This window comes from Rhodovarius lipocyclicus, assembly GCF_009900765.1.
In the GTDB taxonomy this organism is placed as follows: domain Bacteria; phylum Pseudomonadota; class Alphaproteobacteria; order Acetobacterales; family Acetobacteraceae; genus Rhodovarius; species Rhodovarius lipocyclicus.
Genome location: NZ_JAAABL010000071.1, coordinates 1 through 11961, shown reverse-complemented (window position 1 = coordinate 11961; position 11961 = coordinate 1). Strand labels below are relative to the sequence as shown.

Genomic DNA, 11961 nt, shown 5'->3' with positions numbered 1-11961 from the left:
CCGCCGCCACGCCCGGCCAGCGCCCGCCCCAGGGCCCGCGCCAGCAGCCCCGCCGCCCCCAGCGCCCACCGGCCGCCGCCACCCCGCCCGCCGAGGCCCCGGCCCCCGCCGCCCCGGCGCCCGAGCCCCCGCCGCCCATCCCGCCGCGCGGCCCCGCCACCGGCCTGCCCATGCCGCGCTTCGTGCCGCTGCGGTCCGACCGCGTGAACCTGCGCGTGGGGCCGGAGATGCGCTTCCCCATCGAATGGCGCTACGAACGGCGTGACCTGCCGGTGATGATCATCAACGAGCGCGACCAGTGGCGCCGCATCCGCGACGTGGACGGCACCGAGGGCTGGGTCCACCAATCCAACCTGTTGCCGGGCCGCCGCACTTTCCTGGTGCGCCCCAACCCGGCGGGCGAGGTGCAGCTGCGCCGCCGGGCGGATGCGGAAAGCCCCGTCCAGGCACGCCTGCGCCCCGGCGTGATCGGCCGCCTGCGCAGCTGCGCCGCCGGCAGCGAATGGTGCGAGGTGCAGGCCGGAGATGCGCGCGGATATCTGCGGCGGACGGAGATCTTCGGCGTGACGCCGGATGAGGAACTGAACTGAAGGCCTTGGGGAGGCGCCGCTTCCCCAGCCCGCGCGAATAGTCTTATTTCATTGATATAATGATATAATTCACCAGAAAAACCTTCGCAAATTCCGGCACCGCCCCCAAACTGACGAAAAGTAATGGGGGAGTTTGAGGGGGAAAGTCATTTCCCCCTCAATCCACCCGCGCCCACCCGCGCAACCGCCAAGGTTGTGGCTCGGCTTGTCATGCCTGTAATGTCCCCCGCCATGGCCCCGGAAGCGCCCTTGCCCGAACCTTCACCTGTGACGGACCGCCTCGCGGCGCGTTCCTCCACGCGCGGCGTGGCGCTGGCCGGGCGCATCGGTTTCCGCACGGCCGCCATCCTGGCCATCATGCTGGCCGCGCTGGGCATGCTGGCGGGCAATGCGCTGGTGCTGGTTCAGCGCCAGAACGAGATCATCGAGAGCCTGGGCGTGCGCGACCGCGCGAATATCGAGGCCGAGGACGCCTTCAGCCAGCCGATCGCCGATTTCTCGGCGGCGTTCTCGGCGGTGATGGCGGGCGCCCTGCCCGCCATCGTCACCGCGCCGCGCATGCGCCGCAACGCGGCCGAGATCCAGCGCAGCTTCGCCCGGATCGAGGCCCTGATGGGCCCGCGCCTGGATGCCGTGCTGCTGGGCGGCGCGCGGGACATGACGGCCCGCGTGGGCCCGCTGGGCGACCAGGTGGCCGAGGCCTTCGCCCGGCGTGACCGCAACGCCTATGGCCCGTTGCAGGAGGAATGGCTGGATATCCTGGTGGCGCTGAACAACACCGGGAATGCGGTGCGGGAGATCATCCGCGCCGACCAGCAGCAGAGCCTGGACCGCGCCCACGCGATCGCGGCCGAGGGCAAGCGCAACACGCTGATCGCCGGGGTGGTGGGGCTGCTGGGCGTGGCGTTGACCTGGCTGGTGCTGATCTGGCTGACGGCGCGCCCGCTGGGCCGTGTGGCCGGCGCCATGCAGAGGCTGGCCGGCGGGGACGCTGCCACCCAGGTGCCGGAGACCGGACGCCCCGACCAGGTGGGTGAGATGGCGCGCGCGGTGGATGTGTTCAAATCCAACCTGCTCGCCACCCGCGCGCTGGCGACCCAGGCGATGGACAGCGCCCGGCGCACCGCCCAGGCGACCAGCGAGGCGAGCTCCGCCATCGGGCAGGTGAGCGAGGGCGCGCTGTCCCAGCTCTCGGAACTGCGGGAGGTGGGGGCGGCGTTGAGCCAGACCACCGCCGCGATCGGGGAGGTGACGCGCACCACCACCACCGCCCAGGCCCAGGCCGAGGAAGCCAACGCCCTGGTGGTGGACAGCGTGCAGAAGGTGCGCGCCCTGACCGAGACCGTGGACGCGGTGGGCGAGGACACCGAACGTGTCACCCGCATCGCCGGCACCATCCAGAAGATCGCGACCCAGACCAACATCCTGGCCATCAACGCCGCCATCGAGGCCGCCCGCGCGGGCGAGCACGGGCGCGGCCTGTCGGTGGTGGCCGAGGAAGTGCGGGCGTTGGCCGCGAGCACCGAGGCGCTGGCCCAGGAAATCGCCGATGTGGTGCTGATGGCCGGGCGCCGCGCGCGCGAAGGCGCCGGGGTGGCGGCGGCGGTGGGTGAGACGATGGATGCCCTTGAAACCCTGATGAACGACAGCGCCCGCATGGCGGCCGCCATCGCGGTCGCGATGGAGGAGCAGCAGACCGTGGTGGGCAGCCTGGACGCCCGCATGGCGACGCTGACCCGCATCGGCCAGGCGAGCGCCACGGCCGCCGAGGAGCTGACCGTGACGATGATCGACCTTTCGCGCATGGCCACCGAGGCCCGCGCAGCGGCGGAGCAACTGGCCGGACGCGATGGCTGAACCTCAGATTCTTGTTGTCGACGACAGCGGCTTCAACCGGCTGCTGCTGAAACGGCGGCTGGCCGAACTCGGCTATCCGGAACCGGTGATGGCGGAGAACGGGCGCCTCGGCCTCGCGGCCATGGCCGCCCAGCGCTTCGACGCCGTGCTGCTGGACCTGGAAATGCCCGAGCTGGACGGCATCGGCGTGCTGGAGGCCCTGCGCGGCCAGCCGGACGCGCCGCCGGTCATCGTCATCTCCGCCCTGACGGACATGGCCGGCGTGATCCGCTGCATCGAGCTGGGTGCCGAGGATTATCTGCCCAAAAGCTTCGACCCGCCGCTGTTGCGCGCGCGGTTGAATGCCGTGCTGGAAAAGAAGCGCCTGCGGGACCTGGCGGCCGAACGCCTGGCCGCGCTGGAAGCCGAGCTGAACAGCGCCCGCCACGCCCAGCTGTCCCTGGTGCCGCAGAATGTCGCGCGGCTGGCCACCGGCCGCGTCACGCTGGCCGCGCATATGGAACCCGCCCGCCAGGTGGGCGGCGACCTGTATGAGGTGCTGCGGCTGGATGCCACGCATCTGCTGTTCGGGGTGGCGGATGTCTCGGGCAAGGGCGCGCCCGCGGGGCTGACCATGGCGCGCACGGTGGGGCTGGTGCGCAGCGCCGCCCGCATGGCCATGGGGCGCGGCGAGATCCCCTCTCCGGCCATGCTGATGGAGATGGCCAATGACGACCTCTCCACCGACAACCCGGAGATGACCTTCGTCACCGCCCTGCTGGGCGTGGTGAACACGGAAACCGGGGCCTGCCGCATCTGCGTGGCGGGGCATGAGGCGCCCTTCATCCAGGGCCCGGCCGGGCTGCGCGCCATGTCCGGCTTCAGCAGCAACCCCGCCATGGGGGTGATCGACGGCCTGCCCTATCGCGAGGGCGAGCTGACCCTGGCGGCCGGCGAAACCCTGGTGCTGTTCACCGATGGCGTCAGTGAGGCCGAGTCGCCCGAGGGCGATTTCTATGGCCGCGAGCGCTTGGCGGACGCCATCCGCGCCGCCGGCGACCCGGGGCCCGAGGGCCTGCTGGCCGCGATCCTGGCCGATATGGCGCTGTTCACCCGCGACGCGCCCCAGGCCGATGACGTGACGCTGCTGGCATTGCGCCTGACCTGATGAACCCGGATTGGTGGTTCCTGCTGGGCGCGGCCTTCGCGGCCGGGCTGGCGCGGGGCTTTTCCGGCTTCGGCGCGGCGCTGATCTTCATCCCGCTGGTCAGCGCCGTGATCGGCCCGCGCATGGCCGCGCCCCTGCTGCTGGTGATCGACGCCGTGACCTCTCTGGGCCTGCTGCCGCGCGCCTGGGCCATGGCCAACCGGCGAGAGGTGGGGGTGATGATGCTGGGCTGCGCCCTGGGCACGCCGCTGGGCGCCTGGGTGCTGACCCACGCGGACCCGCTGGCCATACGTTGGGCCATCGTGGGGGTGGTGGTCCTGGCGCTGGGGCTGCTGATGTCCGGCTGGCGGTATCGCGGGCAGCCGCGCGCGGGGCTGACGGTGGCGGTGGGCGCGGTCTCGGGCGTGTTTTCCGGCATCGCGCAGGTGGGGGGGCCGCCGGTGGTGGCCTATTGGCTGGGCGGCAACATCCCGGTGGCGACGGTGCGCGCGAACATCATGCTGTATTTCGCGGCCGCCACGGTGGTGACGACGATCAGCTTCGCCGTGGGCGGGTTGTTCGTGCGGGAATTGCTGTTCTACGCGCTGCTGACCGGGCCGCTGTATGGGGTGGGCCTGTTCCTGGGCAGCCGGCTGTTCGGCCTGGCGTCGGAGCGCAGCTTCCGGCGGGCGTGCTACGCGCTGATCGTGGTGGCGGCGGTGCTGGGGCTGCCGGTGCTGGACGGGGTGCTGCGGTAAGGCCAGGGGCGCCGCCGAGCCCCCCGCGCCCTCAGTCGAACAGCGACGACACCGAGCTTTCCTCGCTGATCCGCCGCATGGCCTCGGCCAGCAGGGGGGCGATGGGCAGTTGGCGGGTGTTGCGGGCGGTGCGCACCGCCTCGGTGGCGGCGATGCTGTCGGTCACCGTCATCATTTCGATCGGTGCCGCGCCCACCCGGGCCACGGCCCCGCCCGAGAACACGCCATGCGTGACATAGGCCGACACGCTGCGCGCGCCGTACTTGATCAGCGCCTCGGCCGCGTTGCAGTGGGTGCCGCCGCTGTCGATGATGTCGTCGATCAGGATGCAGTCACGGCCGCGCACGTCGCCGATCACGTTCATGACCTCGGAGACGCCGGCCTGCGGGCGGCGCTTGTCGATGATCGCCAGGTCCGTGTGCAGGCGGCTGGCGATGGCGCGCGCGCGCACCACGCCGCCCACATCGGGGCTGACCACCATCACGTCGCGCCCGGCGTAGCGGTCCTGGATGTCGCGCACGAACAGCGGCGCGGCATAGAGGTTGTCCACCGGAATATCGAAGAAGCCCTGGATCTGCCCCGCGTGCAGATCCATCGTCAGTACGCGGTCGGCGCCCGACTCGGTGATGAGGTTCGCCACCAGCTTGGCGCTGATCGGCGTGCGGGGGCCGGTTTTACGGTCCTGCCGGGCATAGCCGAAATAGGGCACCACGGCGGTGATGCGCCGCGCGGAGGACCGGCGCAGCGCGTCCATCGTGATGAGCAGTTCCATCAGATGGTCGTTGGCCGGAAAGCTGGTGGACTGGATGACGAAGACATCCTCGCCGCGGATGTTCTCGTGGAACTCCACGAAGATCTCCATGTCGGAGAAGCGCCGGACCGAGGCATTGACAAGCGGCAGGTCGAGAATATCGGCCACGGCCTGGGCGAGAGGCCGGTTGCTGTTGCAGGCGACGATTTTCATGGGAACCCCAGCACTCCACCGTGTGCGCGGCGGTCCCTTATCAACGTGTCGGGGGTGTGGCAACCGGCGTTGCGGAGGAAGCTGCATTGCGGATGATGGTCAGCACCCCGCCGGCGGCCTGTTCGGCGGCCACATAGGCCATGTCCCCCCAGAAGCGGTCGAGCCGTCCGGCATCCACTTCCTCCACCTGCACCACCCGTCCCAGCTCCTGCCCATCCAGCCGGGTGACGATCCATTGCAGGTCCACCACCTGCTTGCCGTTGGCCGGGCGGCTGAGGCGGACCTCGGCGGTCAGGCCGAATTGCGCGCCCTGGGCGCCGTCCTGCACCACGAAGCCCAGATTGGCCATGAATTCGCGCATGCGCCCGGCCAGGGCGGCGGCGCCGTCGCCGGTGGCGCCCGTCACGGGCAGGAAGCGGATGCGCTGCGGCCCGCCCGAGATGGCCTCCGGGCTGGTGGCGGCGCGGGCGGCCTGGATGGACAGCAGCAGCCGCGCCACGCCCGGCGCCACCTGGCGGCCCAGCGCCTGCAGGGCCGGGGGCTGGGCCATGGCCCAGACCGCGGTGGGCAGGGGGGCGCCGTCCACCTGGCCCTGGCTGACGCCATCGGCGTTGAACAGGGAAAAGCGCGGCACGACCATGGCGCCGGTGTTCTCGGCCGTGATCACCAGGCGCCAATCCAGCGGCAGGGGCGTGTCCTGGCGGATGGCGGGGATGTCCTCCGCCTGCAGGCCAGCGGTCACGGCCTCGGCCAGGGTCTGGCTGCCGGCGGCGTCCAGCAGGGCGCCGGTGGGGGTGGGCACCGCCACGCGGATCGCCAGCGGCACCGCCAGCCGGCGCGCCGTCCGCCCGGGGTTGCCCCACATCGGCAGGCCCGGATTGCCGCTGCATGCCGCCAGGGCAAGGGGGGCCAGTAGCGCGAGACGGCGGCGCATCACAGGGCGCATCACAGCATCAGCGCGCAGGTGCCCAGCATCGCCAGCAGCGTGAGGACCATCATCATCACGAGGTAGGGCATGGGTCATGCTCCGATCCCGATGGCGGAAAGCTGGTGGCCGATCGGGCCTTCGCCCGCCAGCGTCCGGCGGCGGTGGCTGAAGAAGCTGTCCGGCGTGGCCAGGGTGCAATGGCCGCTGGCCACCGCCCGCGCCCCGGCGGCCGCCAGCCGCGCCACGCAATAGCCGGGCAGGTCGAACTGGTATTTGCCCTCTCGCGCGCCGGGGGCGAAGAAGCGGGCGTCGGCGGGGTCGCGGGCCAGCACCTCGGCGCGCAGATCGTCGCCCACCTCATAGCTGGGCTGGCTGATGCAGGGGCCGACCACGGCGCGGATGTCCCGTGCGCCCAGGGCGCGCATGGCCTCCAGCGTCGCTTCCAGCACGCCGCCCACGGCGCCGCGCCAGCCGGCATGGGCGGCGCCGACCACCCCGGCCTCCGGGTCCGCGAACAGCACCGGGCCGCAATCGGCGGTGACGATGCCCAGCAGCACGCCCGGGCGGTCGGTCACGATGGCATCGGCCTTGGGCCGGGCCTCGCGCGGCCAAGGCGTTTCCTCGGCCACCGCCACCACCGGCCCATGCACCTGGTGCACCGAAACCAGCCGGTCGGGCGCGAAGCCCAGGGCCCGCGCGGCGCGGGCGCGGTTCTCGGCCACCGCGGCCGGGTCGTCCTGCCCGCGGTCGGAACAGTTCAGGGAGGCGAACAGCCCCGTGCTGACCCCGCCCTGCCGGGTGAAGAAGCCATGGGGGAAGGCGGCAAGCAGGTCGTGCTGAATCATTCCGAAAATCCCGCCGGGGTGGGAAGGCTGGGGTGGCACAGGCACAGCGCCTTGAACAGCCTGCCCATCTGCTCCGGCAAGGTCAGGCGCTGCGCGCCGGACAGGATCATCCCCGCCTGGGCCGGGGCCGAGCGCGCCAATATCGCCGCGCGGGACATCAACCCCAGCCGTTGCAGGAACAGCCCCATGGGCATGGGGCCATGGGTTGCCGCCGGCGCCGCCGCCCGGGCCAGCGCCGCGAAATCCACATGCGCCGTCAGGTCCGCGCTGCCGGGTTCGGCCAGGGGCTCGGCGCGGGCGTGGTGGCGGATGGCCTGCAGCGTGTCGCCGAAACCGCTCTCGGCCGGGCCGTAGTCGATGATCAGCGCGGCGCCGCCCTGTTCGGCCAGCCGGGCGCCCAGGGCCGCCGCGATGGACAGGGCGGGTTCGCAGCGTTCCAGGATGCTGCCCTCGGGGGCCTCTGGCAGGGGTTCCTCGGTGGGTTGTTCCACGAAGGCACCGTCCGCCACGAAGCGTTCCATCCAGCTGCCGCGCCGCACGAATTGGCGGATGGGCAGCGCATCGAGGAATTCATTGGCCAGGATGATGGCGGGGCCTTCGGGCAGGGCCTCCGGCGCCGGGAACCAGCGCACGGGGGCGCCCGCCAGCGCGCGCGCCTGCATCGCCATCAGGCTGGGAGAGGTCTCGACCAGCGCGATGTCCGCCGCCGCGCAGAATTCCGGCATCACGCCCCGCACGGCGCGCCAGGCATCGGCCATCAGCGTGCCGCGCCCGGGGCCCAGCTCCGCCAGCACGAATTTCGCGGGCGCGCCCATCTGCTGCCAGGTCACGGCCGCCCACAGGCCCAGGCATTCGCCGAAGGCCTGGCTGATCTCGGGCGCGGTGGTGAAGTGGCTCAGCGCGTCGCCCTGGGCATAGAAGGCCGCATTGGCGCGCGCCATGAAGGCGTCGAGGCGTTCCATGTTATGCGGCGGGCTTGGACCGGGCCATCAGGAACAGCCCCACCGCCACCATCGGCAGCGACAGCAACTGCCCCATCGTGGCGCCCGCGAACAGGAAGCCCAGATTGGCATCGGGTTCGCGGAACAGCTCGCCCACGATGCGCGCCACGCCATAGCCCGCGATCAGCGCCCCGGTCAGGAAGCCCTGGCGCGCCCGCAGCCCTGGCCGGCTGGCCAGGATCGCCATCAGGGTGAACAGGGCCACGCCCTCCATCCCCGCCTGGTACAGCTGGCTGGGGTGGCGCGGCAGTTGCAGCGGGTCGGTCGGGAAGACCATGGCCCAGGGCAGGTCAGTGGCGCGGCCATACAGCTCCGCATTGATGAAATTGGCGATGCGCCCCAGGCCGAGCCCGATCGGCACCCCCACCGCCACCCGGTCCCCGAAGCCCAGCGGCGGCAGCTTCTGGCCCCGGCAATACAGCAGCGCCGCCACGATCACGCCCAGCGCGCCGCCATGGAAGCTCATGCCCCCCTGCCAGATCATCGGGATTTCCCACGGCGCGAACAGGTAATGCCCGGGGCGGTAGAACAGCACATAGCCCAGCCGCCCGCCCAGGATGATGCCCAGCGTGGCCCAGGTGACGAAATCGTCCACCTGCTGGGGTTCCGCCACCTTCGGCGCGGCCACGGCCAATCGCCGCACCAGCCGCCAGGCCAGCACGATGCCGGTGATATAGGCCAGCGCGTACCAGCGCACCCCGAAGGGCCCGAGCTGGACCGCCACGGGGTCGATCATGGGGAAGGCAATGATGGGCAGCATGCGATCTCGCGGGTTCGGGCCGGGGTTGGTATAACCCCGAAAGCCACAGGAGGGCAGCATGGGTCCGTTGCGAGAGCGTTTGCAGGCATTGAAGGGCGAAGGTTCGCGGCTGGATGACATGGCGGGCGTCGCCGGCGGTGCCTTCAGCATCCTGGCGGGGCTGAAGGCCGAGGCCGAGGCGCTGGCCAAATCCCGCGCCGATGCATTCGCCCAGAAGATGGACCTGGTGCGGCGCGAGGAATTCGACGCCGCTATGGAACTGGCCCGCCGCGCGCGGGAGGAAGCGGAGGTGCTGGCGGAGAAGCTGGCCGCGCTGGAAACCCGTCTGGCCGCGCTGGAAACCCGCCTGGCCAGCGATGAGGCGGGCGAAGCCGCTGGCTGAACCCCCCGCGCCGCACAACCGCCGGTAGAAACCGGGCGAAATGCGGCCGAACCATCCACAGAAGCCTCACAATCGGCCCCTTGCGGCGCGGGATTTGCGCCGCATAGGCTATCCCTAGTGGTGTCGGGCACTGTTGAACCCCAATCCCTGGGCAGGGGGGCCCATGGGGCATGTTGGGGAAGGTGGGCCGCGCCGCACAGCTGGGGGTGATTGCCATGTCGGGCATGCTGGCACTGGAAACCGAGACCCACGCGACCAACCCGTTGGACGTGCTGGAGCAGATCCTTGGCGCCAATGAATGGGTGTGCGAACGCCCATCCGAACGCGAGATGGTGGCCGAAGCCCCGGGGAAATGGTGCGATTACGCCATGTTCTTCACCTGGGCGCCGGAGCTGTCGGCGATGCATTTCTCCTGCGCCATCGACCTGAAGGTGCCGCAGAACAAGCGCGCCGCGCTGTACGAATTGCTGACCCTGGCCAATGAGAAGCTGTGGATCGGCCATTTCGGGCTGGAGAGCGAGGAGGGCGTGCCCGTCTATCGCCATGCCGTGCTGCTGCGCGGCGCCTCGGGCGCCAGCGCCGAAAGCCTGGAGGACCTGGTGGATATCGCGCTGAACGAGTGCGAGCGCTTCTTCCCCGCCTTCCAGTTCGTGCTGTGGGGCGGCAAGCCGCCGAAGGAAGCGCTGGAAGCCGCGATGCTGGACTGCGTCGGGGAAGCGTAACCCCCGACGTGTGTGGCCGCTATTTCCTGAAACGCCCGCCGGCGGCGCTGCTGGATGAACTCCAGGCCGCGCAGCCCGCGCCGAATTTCCCGCCCAGCTGGAACATCGCGCCCACCCAGCAGGCCCCCGTGCTGCGCTGGAACCCGCAGACGGGCCAGCGCCACCTGAACCTGCTGCGCTGGGGGCTGGTGCCGCATTGGGCGAAGGATGCCAGCGGCGCCGCGCGGATGATGAACGCCCGTAGCGACAGCATCGCCGAGAAACCCAGCTTCCGCGAGGCATTCCAGAAACGCCGCTGCCTGGTGCCGATGGATGGCTTCTATGAATGGCGGGGGGAGGGCGCCTCGCGCCAGCCCTTCGCCGTGGCGCTGCGCGATGGCTCGGCCATGGCGGTGGCGGGGCTGTGGGAGGGCTGGCGCCAGCCGGATGGCGAATGGCTGCGCAGCTTCACCGTGATCACGGTGGATTCCGCCGGGCGGCAGGCGGCGGTCCACCCGCGCATGCCCGCGATATTGCCGCCGGAATTGTGGGATGCCTGGCTGGGCGCGGAACCGGCCGAGCCGGAGGAACTGCTCGACCTGCTGGGCCCTTGCCCGGATGAGGAGCTGGCCTTCTGGCCGATCGGCGCCCGGGTGGGGAAGTTCAGCGAGAACGACGCCGGGCTGCTGGAGCGCGTGCCCGCCGAGGTGCCGGCGGAGCTGAACGACGAGCCGGTGGCTTAGCCGCCCGAGAGCCGGAACCCGCGCCCGGCCCCACCGCGCCACAGCTCGGTGGAGACGACGCCCGCGGCCTCCGCCACGCGCGGCAGGCGGGGCATGTCGCTCAGGCGCTGGATCACGCCGGGGTGGCACAGGTCCAGCAGGGCCTCGGCCTGGGCGGTGCTGCCGGTGCGCAGCGCCTGGGAAGCCAGGCGCAGCCGCTGTTCCGCGACCTCGCCGGGCACGCTGGTGGGCATGCCGATCTGGCGCCGCATCTCGAACCGGGCCATGCGCAGGGCGTGCAGCGTGCCGAAATCCGCGGTGATGGACACGCGCGGGTCATCCTCGAAGCTGCGGGCCAGGAATTCCAGCTGCGCCGCCGCCAGGGCGGCCCCGGCCGGGTCGCCATGCCAGCGGCTGGTGTCGCCCAGCAGGCGCTCCGCGTTCACGGCCGCGCCCCGCAATGGGTCGCCCGCGCCCAGCAGGTAATCGCCGCCCGATGGGTCGTTCGTGCAGGCGGCCAGGGGTGCCAGGGCCAGGCTGGCGAGGACGGCGAGGAGGGCGGGACGGCTGGGCATGTGGAAAACGTAGCACGGCAATTCCGGCCAGTGTGTTTCCATCTTTGTAATGCTGTGCGAAACCGCCTCACGCATGACCGAAGAACAGCCAAACCCTGCCTTGCTGCCCGCTGGCCTGGCAGATCTGCTGCCGCCGGACGCCGAGCGCGAGGCCGCACTGGTGGAAGCGCTGATGGGCGTCTTCGCCACCCATGGCTATGAGCGCGTGAAACCGCCCCTGCTGGAGTTCGAGGACAGCCTGCTCGCGGGCTCCGGCGCGGCCGTCGCGGAACAGACCTTCCGCCTGATGGACCCGGTCAGCCAGCGCATGATGGGCCTGCGCGCCGATACCGCCCCCCAGGTGGCGCGGATCGCGGCCACCCGGCTGGGCGCCGTGCCCCGGCCGCTGCGGCTGTCCTATGCCGGGCAGGCGCTGCGGGTGCGCGGCACCGAACTCTCCCCCGAGCGCCAGACCGCGCAGGCCGGCATCGAGGTGATCGGCGGGCTGGCGCCCGAAGCGGACGCCGAGGTGGCCGTGGTGACGGCCGAGGCGCTGGCCGCCGTCGGTGTCTCGGGCTTCACGCTGGACGTGACGCTGCCGACCATGACCCCCGCCCTGCTGGACGCCGCCGGCATCACGGGCGCCGACGCCACCCGCCTGGCCCATGCGCTGGACCGCAAGGACGCCGCCGCCGTGGCGTCCCTCGCGGCCGGGCGCGGGCCCGTCGCGGCCCTGCTGCCCGCCCTGCTGGAGGCCGCGGGCCCCGCCTGCC

General features: G+C 71.5%; 14 protein-coding genes. 8 read left to right on the top strand and 6 right to left on the bottom strand.

The genetic code is table 11. The features are described from left to right. The 4 genes from GT007_RS21470 to GT007_RS21455 all read left to right on the top strand — a co-directional run. A partial coding sequence (locus GT007_RS21470; protein WP_201452006.1) for an SH3 domain-containing protein occupies positions 1-590 on the top strand: 590 nt, incomplete at its 5' end. Positions 591-857: 267 nt separating this feature from the next. Next, positions 858-2447: a methyl-accepting chemotaxis protein gene (locus tag GT007_RS21465; protein WP_160123716.1), complete on the top strand. Its 1590-nt coding sequence runs from the start codon at positions 858-860 to the stop codon at positions 2445-2447. Further along, on the top strand, positions 2440-3594 hold the full coding sequence (locus GT007_RS21460) for a PP2C family protein-serine/threonine phosphatase (RefSeq protein WP_160123715.1): 1155 nt from the start codon (positions 2440-2442) through the stop codon (positions 3592-3594). The genes GT007_RS21465 and GT007_RS21460 overlap by 8 nt, the downstream gene beginning before the upstream one ends. Continuing rightward, positions 3594-4331 (top strand): sulfite exporter TauE/SafE family protein, encoded by a 738-nt coding sequence (locus GT007_RS21455; protein ID WP_160123714.1) that lies wholly within the window; start codon positions 3594-3596, stop codon positions 4329-4331. Before GT007_RS21460 ends, GT007_RS21455 begins: the two co-directional genes overlap by 1 nt. A gap of 31 nt (positions 4332-4362) precedes the next feature. Here the strand turns inward: GT007_RS21455 and GT007_RS21450 are convergent, their stop codons facing one another. From GT007_RS21450 to lgt, 5 genes are all read right to left on the bottom strand, one after another. After that, positions 4363-5295 carry a ribose-phosphate pyrophosphokinase gene (locus GT007_RS21450; protein WP_160123713.1) on the bottom strand — a complete coding sequence of 311 codons (933 nt, stop codon included), beginning with the start codon at positions 5293-5295 and terminating at the stop codon, positions 4363-4365. Positions 5296-5335: 40 nt separating this feature from the next. Next, the gene (locus GT007_RS21445; protein WP_160123712.1) at positions 5336-6229 is read right to left on the bottom strand and encodes a hypothetical protein; all 894 of its coding nucleotides are present in this window, start codon (positions 6227-6229) and stop codon (positions 5336-5338) included. Between the two features lie 86 nt (positions 6230-6315). Then, on the bottom strand, positions 6316-7068 hold the full coding sequence (gene pgeF, locus GT007_RS21440) for a peptidoglycan editing factor PgeF (RefSeq protein ID WP_160123711.1): 753 nt from the start codon (positions 7066-7068) through the stop codon (positions 6316-6318). Beyond that, a complete protein-coding gene (locus tag GT007_RS21435) occupies positions 7065-8030 on the bottom strand; it encodes a class I SAM-dependent methyltransferase (protein WP_160123710.1) in 966 nt (321 codons plus the stop codon). Before GT007_RS21435 ends, pgeF begins: the two co-directional genes overlap by 4 nt. Position 8031: 1 nt before the next feature. Then, complete coding sequence (gene lgt / locus GT007_RS21430) at positions 8032-8829, bottom strand: prolipoprotein diacylglyceryl transferase (protein ID WP_160123709.1); 798 nt, start codon at positions 8827-8829, stop codon at positions 8032-8034. A gap of 58 nt (positions 8830-8887) precedes the next feature. On the opposite strand from lgt, the gene GT007_RS21425 reads away from it, so the two are divergent. The 3 genes from GT007_RS21425 (at position 8888) to GT007_RS21415 (ending at position 10655) form a co-directional block, all read left to right on the top strand. Then, entirely contained in the window at positions 8888-9211 is a 324-nt protein-coding gene (locus GT007_RS21425; RefSeq protein WP_160123708.1) for an accessory factor UbiK family protein, read from the top strand. Between the two features lie 215 nt (positions 9212-9426). Then, the gene (locus tag GT007_RS21420; protein WP_160123717.1) at positions 9427-9933 is read left to right on the top strand and encodes a type III secretion system chaperone family protein; all 507 of its coding nucleotides are present in this window, start codon (positions 9427-9429) and stop codon (positions 9931-9933) included. Positions 9934-9941: 8 nt separating this feature from the next. Further along, entirely contained in the window at positions 9942-10655 is a 714-nt protein-coding gene (locus tag GT007_RS21415; protein WP_160123707.1) for an SOS response-associated peptidase, read from the top strand. Here GT007_RS21415 and GT007_RS21410 read toward each other — a convergent pair. Then, complete coding sequence (locus GT007_RS21410) at positions 10652-11209, bottom strand: hypothetical protein (protein ID WP_160123706.1); 558 nt, start codon at positions 11207-11209, stop codon at positions 10652-10654. The two genes, GT007_RS21415 and GT007_RS21410, sit on opposite strands and share 4 nt — an antisense overlap. Positions 11210-11282: 73 nt before the next feature. On the opposite strand from GT007_RS21410, the gene GT007_RS21405 reads away from it, so the two are divergent. Continuing rightward, the coding region (locus GT007_RS21405) for an ATP phosphoribosyltransferase regulatory subunit (protein WP_201452005.1) at positions 11283-11961 on the top strand (679 nt) is incomplete at its 3' end.